Source organism: Proteus sp. G2673, from assembly GCF_009915125.1.
Lineage (GTDB): Bacteria > Pseudomonadota > Gammaproteobacteria > Enterobacterales > Enterobacteriaceae > Proteus > Proteus penneri.
The window spans coordinates 97211-113997 of record NZ_JAABLT010000014.1 but is presented as its reverse complement, the minus strand read 5'-3'; the positions used below and the strand labels follow the sequence as shown (position 1 = coordinate 113997).

Below are 16787 nucleotides of genomic sequence, written 5' to 3'. Positions count from 1 at the left end.
TTTGAAATTACTTGGCACATTACAACGCAAGCGTCCGTTTTTACTTAGTTTAATGTTGCTAAGTCTGGTTGTAAGTACACCTGTATTTGCAGCCAAATTAGCCATTGTGATTGATGACTTTGGTTATCGAAAAAAAGAAGATAACCAGATTTTACTACTCCCTACAGCCGTTTCTATCGCTATTTTACCTGATTCTCCTCATGGAAAAGAAATCGCGACGAGAGCACATGCACAAGGGCGGGAAATCCTGATCCACATGCCTATGGCGCCAATTAGCAAACAACCTCTAGAACGCGATACTTTAAAACCGTCTATGGATCAGGCTGAAATTAATCGTATTATTCAACATGCTATTAATAATGTGCCTTACGCTGTCGGTATGAATAACCATATGGGTAGTGCGATGACATCAGATAGGCAAGCGATGGATAGAGTCATTAAAGCGCTTAATCACTCAAACCTCTATTTTTTAGATAGCGTAACCATTGGTAATACACAAGCTGCCACTGCTGCCAAAGCCGCGGGCGTTCCCTCTTTACGTCGCCATGTGTTTTTAGATAATGTGCAAACGGAAGCCGAAACCCGACAACAGCTTAATCGTGCTATTGCTTTAGCGCGAAAAAATGGCTCTGCGATTGCTATCGGACATCCTCATCCCTCAACTGTTAGGGCATTACAACAACAGTTGCCTTTATTACCTGCGGATATTCAACTGGTTGCACCAAGTACTCTATTAAATCCACAGTCAGAAAAACCGATACAACCCGAACCGCCTAAAGTTGTCCCCCCCACAGAACAACCGCAAGAGCCAAAACCTGCATCTTGGCTAAAACCTGCACAAAAAGCGATTATTTCGATGAAAAAAAGTACACTAATTAATACGTTATCCAGTGGATTTAGCTCATCAGAAAAAAAGAAAATACCCAATACGCCTACTCCAAACGAAACGGGTGAAATAAAAGAATAACGCAATAAAAAAGAGCCTGTTAAGGCTCTTTTTTCGCTTAATGATCACTCATTACTGCCAATCTAAAATCACTTTACCAGATTGACCTGAGCGCATGATATCAAAGCCTTTTTGGAATTCATCAATAGGAAACTGATGCGTAATAATAGGCGAAATATCAAGGCCAGACTGAATAAGTGCTGCCATTTTATACCATGTTTCGAACATCTCACGACCGTAGATACCTTTAATAAACAGTCCTTTAAAGATAACTTGTCCCCAATCAATTGCCATATCAGAAGGCGGAATACCCAACAGCGCAATACGACCGCCATGATTCATGGTATTCAGCATGGTACGAAACGCAGGTGGTGCGCCTGACATTTCTAGACCTACATCAAATCCTTCAGTCATACCTAACTCTTTCATCACATCGATTAAGTTTTCTTTGCTGACATTTACGGCTCGGGTAACGCCCATTTTTTTAGCAAGATCAAGACGATATTCATTAACATCAGTGATCACCACATGACGAGCGCCAACATGCTTACAAATTGCAGCCGCCATAATACCAATAGGGCCAGCGCCGGAAACCAACACATCTTCGCCTACTAAATCAAAAGATAATGCGGTATGTACAGCATTACCAAAGGGATCAAAAATAGCCGCTAATTCATCAGGAATATTGTCTGGGATTTTAAATGCATTAAAGGCGGGGATAACTAAATATTCAGCAAAACAGCCCGGGCGATTTACCCCTACACCAATAGTATTACGGCATAAATGAGTGCGACCACCGCGACAATTACGACAATGACCACAAGTGATATGCCCTTCACCCGAGACACGATCACCAATATTAAAACCTTTAACTTCCTGCCCTATCGCCACAATTTCACCGATATATTCATGACCAACAACCATCGGTACAGGAATTGTTTTTTGTGACCACTCATCCCAGTTATAAATATGAACATCAGTGCCACAAATTGCTGTTTTGCGAATTTTGATCATCACATCGTTATGACCAATTTCAGGTACTGGAACATCGGTCATCCAGATACCTTCTTGTGCTTTTAATTTTGACAATGCTTTCATAGAGTAACCTTATGCAATCACATTAAGTTCTTTGCCAATTTTGATAAATGCCGCCACTGCACGCTCAATTTGTTCAGTGGTGTGTGCTGCCGACATTTGTGTACGAATACGTGCTTGCCCTTGAGGTACAACAGGATAGAAAAATCCTGTGACATAAATTCCTTCATCAAGTAAGCGTGTTGCAAACTCTTGTGCTAATTTAGCCTCTCCTAACATCACTGGAATAATGGCATGATCTGCGCCAGCCAATGTAAAACCCGCCGCACTCATTTTTTCACGGAAAAGTGAAGCGTTACGCCATAAACGAGCACGAATTTCATCTCCTGATTTCAGCATATCTAAAACAGCAATAGAGGCTGAAACAATTGCAGGGGCTAATGAATTGGAGAATAAATAAGGGCGAGAACGTTGACGTAACCACTCAACCACTTCTTTACGAGCTGCGGTATAACCACCAGAAGCACCACCTAGCGCTTTACCTAAAGTACCCGTGATAATGTCAACTCTTCCCATTACATCGCAATATTCATGGGTTCCGCGACCTTGCGCCCCCACAAAACCCACGGCATGCGAATCATCGACCATCACTAATGCACCGAATTCATCCGCTAAATCACAGATAGATTTTAGGTCGGCAATCACGCCATCCATTGAAAATACACCATCAGTGGCGATCATAATGTGGCGAGCATTATCTGCTTTAGCTTTTTCAAGTTGTGTGCGCAGTTCTGCCATATCGTTATTGGCGTAGCGATAGCGTTTTGCTTTACATAAACGCACACCATCGATAATAGAAGCATGGTTTAAGGCATCAGAAATAATGGCATCTTCAGGGCCCATTAATGTTTCAAATAATCCACCATTCGCATCAAAGCAAGATGAATACAGAATGGCATCTTCCATTCCTAAAAATTCAGCGATTTTATTTTCTAATGTTTTATGTGAATCTTGAGTACCACAAATAAAACGCACAGAAGCCATACCAAACCCGTGGCTGTCCATACCCGCTTTTGCAGCTTCAATTAATTTTGGATGATTAGCCAAACCTAAATAGTTATTGGCACAGAAGTTAATAACATGGCTTCCGTCAGCAACGGCGATATCTGCGTTTTGTGAAGAAGTGATGATGCGCTCATTTTTAAACAGGCCATCTTGACGAGTTTGTTCGAGTTGTTGATTAATTTGTTGGTAAAACGCGGGAGTAGGCATACTTTCTCCTAAACAGAGACAAAAAGAGACTATGGTTATAATTGATTATAATACAATCACGTTGTTTCTTATTTTATGCTTTTGCTCTATTAAAAACGACAAATGTAAACAAATAATGTTATTTATGTAATTAAGATCACTAATACACACTGTGTTTTTCGAGAATTCCAGCTTGTTATTCCGTGATGAATACTACCGTTAACGCTGTTCAGTGTTATTATAGACCTAGAGCTAATTTTAGATTTTTATATGAAGGGGTAGCCACATGATTATCGTCACGGGCGGTGCAGGTTTTATCGGCAGCAATATTGTTAAAGCATTAAATGATGAAGGTTATACCGATATATTGGTTGTTGATAACCTTAAAGATGGCACCAAGTTCGTGAATTTGGTTGATTTGAATATCACTGATTACATGGATAAAGAAGACTTTATTGCGAGTATTGTTGCAGGTGATGATTTTGGTGATATTGATGCCGTTTTCCATGAAGGTGCTTGCTCTTCTACCACTGAGTGGGATGGCAAATATATGATGGATAACAACTATCAATATTCTAAAGAACTACTCCACTACTGCTTAGATCGCCAAATTCCTTTCTTGTATGCCTCTTCCGCTGCTACTTATGGTGGTCGTACGGATAACTTTATTGAAGAGAGAAAATACGAAGCACCTTTAAATATCTACGGTTATTCAAAATTCTTATTCGATGAATATGTGCGTCAGATTTTACCTGAAGCAGAATCGATGATTTGTGGCTTCCGTTATTTTAATGTTTATGGCCCTCGTGAAGGACATAAAGGTGGCATGGCAAGTGTTGCATTCCATTTAAATAACCAAGTCAATGCCGGTCAAAATCCAAAATTATTTGAAGGTAGCGAAACCTTCCAACGTGACTTTATTTATGTGGGTGATGTTGCCGCGGTTAATTTATGGTTCTGGCGCAATAATGTATCCGGTATTTTTAACTGTGGTACAGGTCGTGCTGAATCATTCCAAGCGGTTGCGGATGCCGTTATTGCTCATCATAAAGATAAAGATCTCTCTATCGAACATATTGAGTTCCCAGAAAAATTGAAAGGTCGTTACCAAGCCTTTACTCAAGCTGATCTAACAAATTTACGTAAAGCAGGTTATACCGCACCATTTAAAACGGTTGCCGAAGGTGTCGAGCTTTATATGCAATGGTTAAATCAAGGTAAGTAATCGCTGTTTATGAAAATCTTTGTGGTAGGGCCTTCATGGGTCGGGGACATGATGATGTCCCAAAGTCTTTATCGTACATTGAAAGCATTACATCCTGCGGCAACGATTGATGTGATGGCACCAGCGTGGTGCCGTCCATTATTAGAAAAGATGCCAGAAGTTGATAATGCAATACCAATGCCATTAGGTCATGGAGCTTTAGCCATTGGTGAACGCCGTCGTTTAGGAAAACAATTAAAAGAGAATGGTTACACGCATGCTTATGTATTACCTAACTCATTTAAATCGGCATTAGTGCCTTTCTTTGCAGATATTCCTAAGCGTACAGGCTGGCGTGGAGAGATGCGCTATGGTCTATTAAATGATTTGCGACCTTTAGATAAAGATGCATTTCCTTTGATGGTTGAACGCTATGTCGCGCTAGCTTATGACAAACTAAAAGTCCAAAAAGCGACTGATTTACCTCAACCTCTGTTATGGCCTAAGTTATCAGTAACCGAGAGTGATATCTCCACCACATTGCATCAATTTTCATTATCTACTCAACGTCCTGCTATCGGTTTTTGCCCAGGCGCTGAATTTGGCCCCGCTAAACGTTGGCCCCATTATCATTATGCCGCTTTAGCGCAGAAACTCATTACAGAACAAGGGTATCAAATCTTCTTGTTTGGCTCTCAAAAAGACAACGAAGCAGGCGAAGAGATAAAACAAACGCTGACGCCAGAAGCTCGTGAAGCCTGTTTTAATCTCGCTGGCAAAACCAGTCTTGAACAAGCAGTAAACTTGATTGCATCTTGTAAAGCCGTTGTCAGTAATGACTCTGGTTTAATGCACGTTGCAGCCGCGTTAGAGCGCCCGTTAGTCGCCCTTTATGGTCCAAGTAGCCCTGATTTTACGCCACCGTTATCCCATAAAGCACGCGTGATCCGCTTAATTACTGGCTACCACAAAGTGCGTAAAGGGGATGCCGAACAAGGCTATCACCAAAGCTTAATAGATATTCAGCCAGAGAAGGTTTTTGCTGAATTAGAAAATTTATTGTCAACGGAGCCATCAGCGTGAAGCGGGTATTAATCGTTAAAACCTCTTCCATGGGCGATGTGTTACATACATTGCCAGCATTAACTGATGCAATAAATGTTTATCCTGATATTCGTTTTGATTGGGTAGTCGAAGAGGGTTTTGCCCAGATCCCAAGTTGGCATCAAGCTGTTGATACAGTGATCCCAGTGGCAATACGCCGTTGGCGAAAAAACTGGTTTAGTGCGCCTATTCGTGCAGAGCGCATGCAATTTCGTCGCGCTATTCAAGCGCATCATTATGATGCCGTGATTGATGCACAAGGTTTACTGAAAAGTGCATTCTTAGTGACTCGATACGCCAAAGGCACTAAACATGGTTATTCGCGTCAATGCGCTCGTGAACCTTTGGCCAGTTTTTTCTACGATATTCGCCACGATGTCAGTAAAAAAATGCATGCGGTTGAACGAATTCGCCAACTATTTGCCTTAAGCTTAAATTACCCGATCCCTCAATCTCAAGGTGATTATGGGATTGCACAGCATTTTCTCTCACTTCCCGCCTTTGATGAGCGCCCTTATTTAGTCTTTCTACACGCAACTACGCGTGATGAAAAACACTGGCCAGAATCCCATTGGCGAGAATTAATCGCCCTACTTGCAGATTCAGGGATACGCATTAAATTGCCTTGGGGTGCAGAGCATGAACATCAACGTGCCATTCGCTTAGCCGCAGATTTCGACTATGTTGATGTATTGCCCAAAATGTCGCTAGCACAAGTAGCTCAGGTTATTGCGGGTGCGAAAAGTGTGGTGTCTGTCGATACAGGGTTAAGTCACTTAACTGCGGCACTGGATAAACCCAATATCACGCTCTTTGGCCCTACCAATCCCGGTTTGATTGGCGGTTACGGTAAGGCACAAATGTCAGTGAAAGCAAAAGGTGGGGATATTGCGGAGATAAAGCCACAGCAAATATTCGACCTTCTTGATATTTAGCTCAATAAGCCTTAAAAGTGATTAGTCTTTTAGGGTTTTATTGACGGCATCAAAAACTTCATCAACTGTAATAAGATCCATTGATGCTGGTATTTCCTCATTTGAGCTAGGCTTCTTATTAATAATGGTATGTAAATGAAGATCTTGATAAGGCCCCGTCCATTTAGGATCTGCAGTCGCAAATAAACTTACAGTTGGACGCTGTAATGTAATCGCTAAATGCAGAGGCCCAGTATCTCCGGTGACTAATACATCCATTATTTGGATCTGACTTAACAAGTCAGGTAATGAAGTTTTACCAACTAGATTTTCAATATTGCTATGATATTTTTCTGGCAACAATACAAAAAATTCTTCAGGTAATTCTAATTCTCGCGGAGATCCTATTAATTTAATTTGTATTGTTGGTTTACTATCAATTAGCTTTTGCGCTAATTCAACAAAGTATTTAACAGGCCACCTACGCTCTTGCGTTGATGCCCCCATCTGAAATCCAACAATATGATAGTTTCCTTTATCTAATTGTTCTACTTCACAAGTAATTTCCATTCTTGTATCCGAGCTATCTATTCCTAAATAACGAATAATATTAAGTTTACTTTGAACAACATGGCAATTAGGAGGCTGATGCTCAGCAATAATCCATTTCTGAAACCATTTAGGGATCACATGAAAAGTATTACGTAATATATACTGACAGCCCGCCATTACTGCAAATAGCACATCATAAGGAAGATGAGAATGGAGAATAACCGCTAATTCAGGTTTATATTTTTTGGCCTGTAAAGCAATGGGAAGTAGATTTTTTATCTTATTATCCCAATAAACCACACTATCTATTTGATCATAGTTTTCAACTAATAATCTATTTTTTTCGCTGGAAACCAATGTGATATGTGCATTAGGGTAATGTGCACGAATCGCTCTTATTGCTGGGGTATTAAACATAAAATCACCCAGCGCTGTCGTAGAAAAAATAAGAATACTGTTAAATTGAATATCAGATGAAAATGTATCCGTTTTTTTCATCTTACCAAAAAGTGGGTTATAAATATTTAGGAAGTTATGTACCCATTTTAATTTCTTTAACTTCATCTTATTTTGCCTGCACCTGACTTTGATAATACTCAGCTAATGTCATTCCCTGCACTTTATCTGATAAGAAGCTAAATAAGGTTTCTAAGTCGTTATATAACCCTTCAATATCTTTTTCAGTACGGAATGTTGGACTACCACCCGGCATAAATTCAGACGAATGCAACATAAATTCAATATGGTCATTGCCTTGAGCTAATGATTTTTCTGCTACATCAATCATCTGTTGGGCATTGCCACCTTTAGGGCGTAGCCAATTTACAGAAGGTGCTCGCTGCTTCCCTCTTAATTTATCGTAACTCTGCTTAATTTTATTCATTAAAGGCGAGTGCTTATATTGAATACTCATCGGCACTTCTAGCAATGTAGAATTGCCCGGTTTAGTGATATCTTCTAGATCCATAAAATAAGCATGGCTAGGAAAATCAGTATAATTAGTGCCTCCTGATTGTGTAGGATCACCTTTAGTCAATCGCCAATCTACTTTAGGTGTTACAGAACAATCGACTTGATAACCAAATTCAACTAAAAGTTGTGCATAAATCTCATTAAATGCCCAACGCCCCGCACGGTGGCTTAACATTTTGGTTTGTAGTTTATCTTCAAGTAAGTCTGTCATTAATGCGATTTTTTCTCGCATTTGATCTTTGGGGTATTCAATTAAATAAGGCTGATAACGTAAATCATCATCTGTTAAAGGTGTTAGTGGTGGACTATTCCACGCATGTAAGTGCATACCAATTTCACCGGTATTGCGGGCAATTACATCACGAGCAAACTCAATATAGGCATCATCCATTACCATTTCATAATTTGTTAGCCAAACAGGTTTAAAATGGAAACGCTCACAAAGCTGCTGAAAACGGGGTAAAAAATGCGTATTTTGTGTAGTAATATCACGTTCATTTTCCCAAAGATTATCGCCTTCGGTATCTAATGTGATAATAAATGCTGGTTTAGTCATGCATTCCCCGCCAACTTATGGATTATAGGTTCATAATTGAATGAATTGTTCTATGTTACGCAGTAGAAAACGGCAATTCAATCAATATAAATGCCGTATGGTAGATGCATTCTGTGGATTTGTTTACAATTAGAGTATCTCACTAAAGCTAAAGTAATTATGACTAATATAAATCAATCATTTAATAGAATACTGGTTATTAAACTCCAACATCATGGAGATATGTTATTAACGACACCCGTTATATGCTCATTAAAATCAGCTTATCCTAATGCAACGATTGATGTTTTATTATACAAAGAAACATTACCTATGCTTGAGCACAACCCATTAATCAATCATATTTTTTATCTTGATCGTAATTGGAAACATCAAGGTAAGTTGACTCGATTAAAAAAAGAGTGGGAACTTGGCCGAACATTACAAAAACAGCAGTACGACTTAGTGGTAAACTTAGCTGATCAATGGAAAGCGGCCATTTTTGCTTTACTTACCAAAGCAAAAACACGTTTAGGCTTTGAATTTGAAAAGCGCAAAGACAGCCAATTCTGGCAAACGTGCCATAACATCATAATTTCTACGGCAGATCATGGACAACTGCACACTGTTGAACAAAATCTGAGTATCCTGACTCCACTTAATATTCCTATCATTTCGGATGTTATGATGGCTTATAGCGAAGCAGACAAACAGTGGTTAGCGGAGACTATTGAAAAATATCATCTCCCTAAAAACTATATCGTTATACAACCAACATCTCGCTGGTTTTTCAAATGCTGGGATGAAGATAAAATAGCGACTTTAATTACAAAGCTTCAGCAAAGTCATTATTCCATAGTGTTAACCTCAGGCCCAGAAGCAAAAGAATTAGAGATGATAGAAACCATTTTGACACAATGCCCTAACAAAGAAATGATAACGGTTTTAGCTGGGCAAACATCTTTATCTCAACTTGCTGTATTAATTGATAATGCAGGACTTTTTATTGGTGTTGATTCTGTTGCAATGCATATGGCTGCGGCATTAAAAACCCCTTTAGTTGCTCTTTTTGGTCCTTCTAAACTTGAGCATTGGCATCCTTGGCAAGCGATAGGCGAAACAATATGGGCGGGCGATTATGATGATATTCCACACCCAGATCATATAAAAACAGACACCCAACAACGCTATCTTTCTGCTATTCCTGTTGATGTAGTTTACAACACAGCTATAAGGCACTTATCTTAATGAATCACCCATTACGACTCGCCATTGTTAGACAAAAGTATCGCCCTGATGGTGGCGCTGAGCGCTTTATTGCCCGCGCATTAGATGCATTATCAAACGACGATCTTGAACTCAATGTGATCACGCGAGAATGGCAAGGTGAAACTAACCCAGATTGGCATATTCACTTATGTAATCCTCGAAAATTAGGCAGAATTAGCCGGGAATCGGGTTTCGCTAAAGCAGCTAGAGCATGTTGGCAAGAACATCATTTTGATATTGTTCAAAGTCATGAACGTATCGCAGGTTGTGATATTTTTCGTGCTGGTGATGGTGTGCATCGCCGATGGCTATTACAACGCCAAAGAATATTACCGAATTGGAAAGGTCGTTGGCTATTTTATGATAGATACCATCGCTATGTTATGAATACAGAAAAGCAGATGTATGCTGATCCTGCATTAAAACAAGTTATCTGTAATTCACAGATGGTAAAAAATGAAATTATTGAGGATTTTGGTGTCTCTGCCGATAAAATAACTGTCATTTATAATGCAATTGACCATAATGTTTTTGTGCCTGCGACAACGTCTCAAAAACAGAGATTAAAGACTCAATATGATATTCCACAAGATGTACCTTGTTTTATTTATGTGGGATCTGGTTTTGAACGCAAAGGATTAGCTGCTGCTATTTCAGCAATAGCAAAGACATCAGCTATATTGTTAGTTGTTGGAAGTGATAAAAATCAGCGAAAATACGAACAACTCGCAACACAATTAGGTTGTAAACAACGTATTTTCTTTTTAGGTATGCAGAAAAAAACGCTCGATTTTTATCAAATGGCGGATGCATTGCTTCTTCCTACTCTTTACGATCCTTTCCCTAATGTTATTCTTGAGGCATTATCGTGCGGTTTGCCCGTGATCACTTCAACAACTTGTGGTGGTGCGGAATTTATTCAAAATGATAAAAATGGATTTGTTTGTGATGCATTAGATATTTCAGCATTAACTAATGCGATTGTGCAGATCCCCCAAAATACTGCGTGGACTGAAATGTCACAGGTGGCGAGAGAGACTATCCTCCCTTATACGCCACAACGATTATCAGGCGAGCTTATTTCACTTTATAAACGGATATTAGCCTTGTGAGTCAACAACATATACTTTTTATTATTGATGGATTACCGGGTGGTGGCGCTGAAAATGTCACGCTCAGGTTAGCTAATGGTTTTCATCAAGCAGGATATCAAGTCACACTGCTATCCTTACATAATAAATTAGCGTATGAACTACCTGATTTTATTGATTATATTGTTGATCATGATAACTATCGTGGTATCTTCAGAAAATTGACTGAAATATCGCGTAGAGCCAAATCCCTTGATAAGGTACTAATACAACTTTTTGCAAAGAAAGGGCGCCCTGCACTTGTTCTTTCTAACTTACATAAAACAGACCGTATTGTTTACCGATCCAAACAACTAAAAAGCTGTAATGTTTGGTACTGTATTCATGGCATTTACTCTCAATCTTATCTTGGAAATAAATCTGGCTTTTCATATTGGTTGAAAAAAACCAAAATTCAGCGAGTTTATAAAGATAAAAATCTCGTCTGTGTATCCAATGCAGTTAAAGATGATTTAATAAACGCCATTGGCATCCATGCCCATCAATTAAAAACTATCTATAACCCTTTTAATATTGAAGAAATACAACAAAAAGCCACCTTTCCTAATGTATTAACTCAACAAGAGTATATTTTACATGTGGGTCGATTACATGAAGTAAAAAGACAAGATAGATTAATTGAAGCTTTTGCTAAAGCGGATTTACCTTGCCAACTTATTATCTTAGGTGAAGGCACCCCCTCCGTTAAACAACGATTAGAAGCTCAAATTAAACAACTTAACTTAATAGAAAAAGTCATCCTTGCGGGTTTTATCCCAAACCCTCTCCCCGCAATCAAAGGCGCTAAAGTAGTTGCATTAAGCTCTGATAGTGAAGGGCTTCCTACCGTATTAATTGAAGCATTAATCTGCGGCGTACCTATCGTCAGTACTCGATGCCCTGGTGGAGTCAGCGAAATTATGACAGACGAACTTTCTGATTACCTTTCGACAATGGATAGTGACTCTCTCGCAGAAAAGCTTCGCCTTGCATATTATTCACCACCTCAAATATTGCCATCATCCTATGCAAAATTTGAACTAAACCATATTTTAAAGCAGTATATCGCTTTAATTCCTTAATCCGCGCTTACTTGTTTTACACACTTTATCCCACACAGTGTGATACTATAAGCGTTCGTCTAGATAAGTGAATTTGATAGCATGTTGTTGCGTTTATATCAGGTACTTCTTTACCTTATTCAACCTCTGATTTGGTTGCGTCTTTTATTACGCAGCCGTAAAGCCCCCGCCTACCGAAAACGGTGGGGAGAGCGCTATGGCTTTTGCAAAGGCAAAGTCGTGCCTCAAGGGATATTATTGCACTCCGTCTCTGTCGGTGAGACTCTCGCCGCAGTACCGCTTGTTCGCGCCCTTCGCCATCACTATCCTGATTTACCTATAACAGTCACGACCATGACTCCGACAGGTTCGGAGCGTGTGCGTTCTGCGTTTGGTGATGATGTTTACCATGTCTATCTTCCTTATGATTTACCCGGTTCAGTTAATCGTTTTCTTAAAACGGTTGACCCCAAACTGGTGATCATTATGGAAACAGAGTTATGGCCTAACTTAATTTCAAAACTGCATCAACGAAAAATTCCGTTGATTATCGCCAATGCTCGTTTATCAGAACGCTCTGCCGCTGGTTATCAGAAATTGGGCAGTTTCGTCAAAACGATGCTGCAAAAGATCACCTTAATTGCCGCTCAAAACCAAGAAGATGGTGAGCGTTTTATCGAATTAGGGCTTAAACGTTCACATTTGCATGTTACAGGTAGCCTAAAATTTGATATTTCAGTTACCCCTGAATTAGCCGCAAGAGCCGTTGCTTTACGCCGTCAATGGGCAGCTCATCGCCCAGTTTGGATTGCAACAAGTACCCATGAAGGCGAAGAAAGTATTATTTTAGAGACACATAAAAAGCTACTGACACAATTTCCTCAACTTTTGTTGATTTTAGTGCCTCGACACCCAGAGCGTTTTCCTAAAGCAGAACAGTTAACTCGTGAAGCAGGGCTAAAATATACCTTACGAAGCACGGATGCTGTACCCGATGCACAGACCCAAGTGGTGATTGGCGACACCATGGGTGAACTGATGTTGCTCTATGGTATTGCCGATCTGGCATTTGTGGGGGGAAGTTTAGTTGAGCGTGGTGGTCATAATCCTTTAGAAGCCGCTGCCCACGCTATCCCTGTAATTATGGGACCACATACTTTTAATTTTAAAAATATCTGTGCCAAACTTGATCAAGCTGAAGGATTAATTACTGTTACAGACAGTGAATCAATGGCAACCGCGATTGCCTCACTGCTTAATGATGAAGATTATCGCCGTTACTATGGTCGCCATGCCGTTGAAGTGCTTCATGAAAACCAAGGAGCATTACTGCGTTTGCTTACCTTACTTTCACCTTATCTTCCCCCTCGGAGTCACTAATGAGCCAAAGTAAGCGCCTTTCTGTGGTGATGATCAGTAAAAATGTCGCTGATGTCATTGGCGAGTGCTTAGACTCTGTACAATGGGCGGATGAAATTATTGTGTTGGATTCAGGTAGCCAAGATAACACTCGTCATATTGCGACAGAAAAAGGGGCTAAAGTCTTTATCAACAGTGAATGGCCAGGATTTGGCAAACAGCGTCAACTGGCGCAACAATATGCTACTGGCGATTATATTTTTATGATTGATAGTGATGAACGTGTCACTCCTGAACTAAAAGTCAGCATTCAAGCTATTTTGCAGCAACCTGAAGAAAATGTGGTTTATAACTGTGCTCGCCGTAATTTATTTATGGGGCGCTTTATGAAACACAGTGGTTGGTATCCGGATAAAGTGACCCGTTTATATGCTCGTGAACGTTATCAATATAACAATAATTTGGTTCATGAATCGTTAGAAACCCAAGGTGCGACTACCAAAACATTACAAGGTGACCTCTTACATCTTACTTGTCGTGATTTAATGGAGTTTCAGCAAAAGCAGCTAAAATATGCCGCCGAATGGGCAAAAGAGCGTCATCAACAAGGTAAAAAAGCCAGTTTCGGCTCAATCTTAAGTCATACGTTAGGCGCCTTTTTTAAGACTTGGTTATTAAGAATGGGGTTTTTAGACGGAAAACAGGGGTTGATATTGGCATTTGTTAACGCACAGTATACCTTTAATAAATACGCCTCTTTATGGGAACTCAGCCAGAAGACTGTAAATAATGAAAAATAAAGCTATCTACCCCGGAACTTTCGATCCCATCACTTATGGCCATATCGATATTTTAACCCGCGCAGCAGGTATGTTTGATACGGTTTTATTAGCGATTGCTGATAGCGCCCGTAAAAATCCGATGTTTACCTTAGAAGAACGAGTTGATTTAGCCAAACAGGTAACGAGTCATTTATCCAATGTTGAAGTAGTGGGGTTTAGTGAACTAATGGCTAACTTTGCTAAACAACAACAAGCGACGATTTTAATTCGTGGTGTTCGTAGCGTTTCTGATTTTGAATATGAATGGCAACTGGCGAATATGAACCGTCATTTTGCACCCGATCTTGATAGCGTATTTTTACTGCCCTCTCAAAATCTTTCATTTGTCTCTTCATCTTTAATTAAAGATGTTGCGCGTCATGACGGTGATGTCTCTACGTTTTTACCTGACGTTGTCACCACCGCCATGCTAAAAAAACTCGGTAAGATTTAACGCTCGTTCTCACCATGTTGGCAATGTCGGCAAAAAAATGTGCTACGTTGCCCTTGCTTTATACTTTCAATCGGTTGCCCACAAATTAAACACGGTTTGTCTTTACGCCCATAAACAAATAGCTCTTGTGCAAAATAACCGGGTTTACCATCAGACTGTAGAAAATCTTTAAGTGTTGTCCCACCTTGCTCAATGGAGCGGGTTAATACCCGTTTGATCGCCGTAACAAGAACTTCACACTCTTCTGATGTTAAGCTATTGGCTTTTCTATCTGGCATAATACCTGATGAAAATAGTGCTTCATTAGCATAAATATTACCGACGCCAACCACTAATTTATTATCCATTAACCACGGTTTGATGGCTGTTTTTTTATTTTTAGACTGTTGATAGAGATATTCGGCATTAAATTCATCCGAAAGCGGCTCTGGCCCTAAATGGGCTAATACCGTGCTTGTGGCTAAATCTTCACACCATAGCCAAGCACCAAAGCGCCGAGGATCGGTATAACGCAGTACCTTGCCATCACGAAAAACCAAATCGATATGATCATGTTTTTCTTCAGGTTGCTCTTCTAATAAAATACGTACACTTCCTGACATCCCTAAATGAATAATGATCCATCCTGTATTAAGCTCGACTAGCAAGTATTTAGCGCGTCGTTTTACGCTTAAAATAGGTTCATCCAATAAGGTTTTTATTTTTTCTGAGACAGGCCAGCGTAATTTACTATTACGCACAATGGCGTAGTGCAACACATTACCCACAAGATGAGGCTCAATACCTCGACGACTGGTTTCGACTTCTGGCAATTCTGGCACAGGTGACTCCATGATTATCAGATAAGAGATACAGCGATAACATCATTTTTATTGTATGATCAGCTTCCCTAAAAGTATAAAGGACGATAGCAGATTATTATGATGGTGTTTAAAGACTATAGTAAAAAATCCCTGTGGAATTTATCCATTATTGGGCTTTACATTATATTGATCTACTTACCGGATATCACCCGTTATAAAAATATTGTGATCGGATTGATTGGTGCAACAGCGCTGTGGTATCTGGTACGTGATTTTAAAACTATCTGTAAAATTTTTAAAAATAATCTGGCTTTCTCGCTACTGTTTTTATTACTGACTATTGGTTATTCCATACTGATTTCTGTCGAGCCAAATATTAGTATCAAAGAAGTAAATAAGCCTATTTTAAATGGCTTACTGCTTTTTGCTGTTACCTTTCCGATTGTATTATATAAAGAAAAACCCACTGATATTGCCAAGATGGTGATGGTAGCTTTTGCAATTGGATTGTTGGTGATTATGGCAAAAGAACTGGTGCAGTATTATTTAGAGTATCAGAAAGGTATTTGGCCTTTTACAATAAAAAGTCAGTTAATTCATAGGGAAATATCCTATGCTCTTCTTTTTTTCTTTCCTATTATATTAGCATTATGGGCTCTAAAAAAACGTAACGCTATTATTAATTGGTTGCTGTTAGCTATTGTTAGTTTAGCATTTGTTTTTATTATGTTAGGAACCTTAGCACGCGGAGCATGGGTGGCATTAGCAATTAGTACGCTACTTATCTTGGTCATTAATCGCCAATGGTTACTACTAATAATCAGTACGTTAATCTGTGCTCTGTTATTTATTGGGGCGACAAATTTACCGGCAAATCCCGTTATCAGCAAATTACTTCAATATAAATTAACCCAAACCAATAGTGGACTACGATTTGATAATGGCACCCAAGGTGCTGCACTTGATCTTATTCTAGAACAACCGATTAAAGGCTATGGTTATGGTAATCAAACTTACCATAATGTTTACAATGAACGTGTTAAAGATCACAAAAGTTGGGTATTCAAAAAATCCATTGGTCCCCATAACGTCTTTTTAGCTTTTTGGTTTGCTGGTGGTATTTTAGGGCTATTGGGTATTCTCTATTTTTGCTCGTCAATAATTGTGCAAGGTATTCAGCTAATAAGAAAAAATCATGGGATTATTCGCCAAGCAGCTTTAGTGCTATTGATGTCATTTTTAGGAGTGTATGTACTACGAGGATTATTTGAAAATGCCTATATCAATCAAGTGGGTATTTTGGTGGGATTAATGCTGGCACTGCGCCACGCTTTACTCAATAATCAATCCGTCACACCATCAGGTAAACAACAATAA

The 16787-nt window shown here is 39.4% G+C and carries 16 protein-coding genes; 11 read left to right on the top strand and 5 right to left on the bottom strand.

All coding sequences use genetic code 11. The annotated features are described in order from the left end of the window. Position 1: 1 nt before the first annotated feature. The gene (locus GWI59_RS07460) at positions 2 to 967 is read left to right on the top strand and encodes a divergent polysaccharide deacetylase family protein (RefSeq protein WP_161706970.1); all 966 of its coding nucleotides are present in this window, start codon (positions 2 to 4) and stop codon (positions 965 to 967) included. A gap of 51 nt (positions 968 to 1018) precedes the next feature. Here GWI59_RS07460 and tdh read toward each other — a convergent pair whose 3' ends face one another. Both tdh and GWI59_RS07450 read right to left on the bottom strand, forming a co-directional pair. Continuing rightward, complete coding sequence (tdh, locus tag GWI59_RS07455) at positions 1019 to 2044, bottom strand: L-threonine 3-dehydrogenase (RefSeq protein ID WP_006534211.1); 1026 nt, start codon at positions 2042 to 2044, stop codon at positions 1019 to 1021. A 9-nt stretch (positions 2045 to 2053) separates the two neighbouring features. Further along, positions 2054 to 3253, bottom strand: a complete 1200-nt coding sequence (locus GWI59_RS07450) for a glycine C-acetyltransferase (protein ID WP_161706969.1) — start codon at positions 3251 to 3253, stop codon at positions 2054 to 2056. Positions 3254 to 3518: 265 nt separating this feature from the next. Between GWI59_RS07450 and rfaD the strand changes: the two genes are divergently transcribed. From rfaD to rfaC, 3 genes are read left to right on the top strand one after another with little or no spacing between them, the layout of a single operon-like run. Beyond that, positions 3519 to 4457: an ADP-glyceromanno-heptose 6-epimerase gene (rfaD, locus tag GWI59_RS07445; protein ID WP_006534213.1), complete on the top strand. Its 939-nt coding sequence runs from the start codon at positions 3519 to 3521 to the stop codon at positions 4455 to 4457. 9 nt (positions 4458 to 4466) lie between these two features. Beyond that, complete coding sequence (gene rfaF / locus GWI59_RS07440) at positions 4467 to 5519, top strand: ADP-heptose--LPS heptosyltransferase RfaF (protein ID WP_006534214.1); 1053 nt, start codon at positions 4467 to 4469, stop codon at positions 5517 to 5519. Then, positions 5516 to 6475 (top strand): lipopolysaccharide heptosyltransferase RfaC, encoded by a 960-nt coding sequence (gene rfaC, locus GWI59_RS07435; protein WP_161724362.1) that lies wholly within the window; start codon positions 5516 to 5518, stop codon positions 6473 to 6475. The genes rfaF and rfaC overlap by 4 nt, the downstream gene beginning before the upstream one ends. Positions 6476 to 6496: 21 nt before the next feature. On the opposite strand, the gene GWI59_RS07430 is transcribed toward rfaC, so the two are convergent. Together GWI59_RS07430 and GWI59_RS07425 are read right to left on the bottom strand one after the other, a co-directional pair. Continuing rightward, a complete protein-coding gene (locus GWI59_RS07430) occupies positions 6497 to 7570 on the bottom strand; it encodes a glycosyltransferase family 9 protein (protein ID WP_161706359.1) in 1074 nt (357 codons plus the stop codon). A gap of 1 nt (position 7571) precedes the next feature. Then, positions 7572 to 8534, bottom strand: coding sequence for a polysaccharide deacetylase family protein (locus GWI59_RS07425; protein WP_161724360.1), 963 nt, complete (start codon positions 8532 to 8534; stop codon positions 7572 to 7574). A 159-nt stretch (positions 8535 to 8693) separates the two neighbouring features. Between GWI59_RS07425 and rfaQ the strand changes: the two genes are divergently transcribed. The 6 genes from rfaQ (at position 8694) to coaD (ending at position 14607) form a co-directional block, all read left to right on the top strand. After that, positions 8694 to 9761: a putative lipopolysaccharide heptosyltransferase III gene (gene rfaQ, locus GWI59_RS07420; RefSeq protein ID WP_109848256.1), complete on the top strand. Its 1068-nt coding sequence runs from the start codon at positions 8694 to 8696 to the stop codon at positions 9759 to 9761. Further along, the gene (locus GWI59_RS07415) at positions 9761 to 10894 is read left to right on the top strand and encodes a glycosyltransferase family 4 protein (RefSeq protein WP_161706667.1); all 1134 of its coding nucleotides are present in this window, start codon (positions 9761 to 9763) and stop codon (positions 10892 to 10894) included. Before rfaQ ends, GWI59_RS07415 begins: the two co-directional genes overlap by 1 nt. Beyond that, positions 10891 to 11994 carry a glycosyltransferase gene (locus GWI59_RS07410; RefSeq protein WP_161724358.1) on the top strand — a complete coding sequence of 368 codons (1104 nt, stop codon included), beginning with the start codon at positions 10891 to 10893 and terminating at the stop codon, positions 11992 to 11994. Before GWI59_RS07415 ends, GWI59_RS07410 begins: the two co-directional genes overlap by 4 nt. Positions 11995 to 12075: 81 nt before the next feature. Beyond that, positions 12076 to 13353 carry a lipid IV(A) 3-deoxy-D-manno-octulosonic acid transferase gene (gene waaA, locus GWI59_RS07405; protein WP_072064689.1) on the top strand — a complete coding sequence of 426 codons (1278 nt, stop codon included), beginning with the start codon at positions 12076 to 12078 and terminating at the stop codon, positions 13351 to 13353. After that, on the top strand, positions 13353 to 14132 hold the full coding sequence (locus tag GWI59_RS07400) for a glycosyltransferase family 2 protein (protein WP_109848253.1): 780 nt from the start codon (positions 13353 to 13355) through the stop codon (positions 14130 to 14132). Before waaA ends, GWI59_RS07400 begins: the two co-directional genes overlap by 1 nt. Further along, the gene (coaD, locus tag GWI59_RS07395) at positions 14122 to 14607 is read left to right on the top strand and encodes a pantetheine-phosphate adenylyltransferase (RefSeq protein ID WP_006534234.1); all 486 of its coding nucleotides are present in this window, start codon (positions 14122 to 14124) and stop codon (positions 14605 to 14607) included. Before GWI59_RS07400 ends, coaD begins: the two co-directional genes overlap by 11 nt. On the opposite strand, the gene mutM is transcribed toward coaD, so the two are convergent. Then, a complete protein-coding gene (gene mutM / locus GWI59_RS07390; protein WP_072064691.1) occupies positions 14604 to 15428 on the bottom strand; it encodes a bifunctional DNA-formamidopyrimidine glycosylase/DNA-(apurinic or apyrimidinic site) lyase in 825 nt (274 codons plus the stop codon). The genes coaD and mutM overlap by 4 nt on opposite strands. A 99-nt stretch (positions 15429 to 15527) precedes the next feature. Between mutM and rfaL the strand changes: the two genes are divergently transcribed. Then, complete coding sequence (gene rfaL, locus GWI59_RS07385) at positions 15528 to 16787, top strand: O-antigen ligase RfaL (protein WP_109848251.1); 1260 nt, start codon at positions 15528 to 15530, stop codon at positions 16785 to 16787.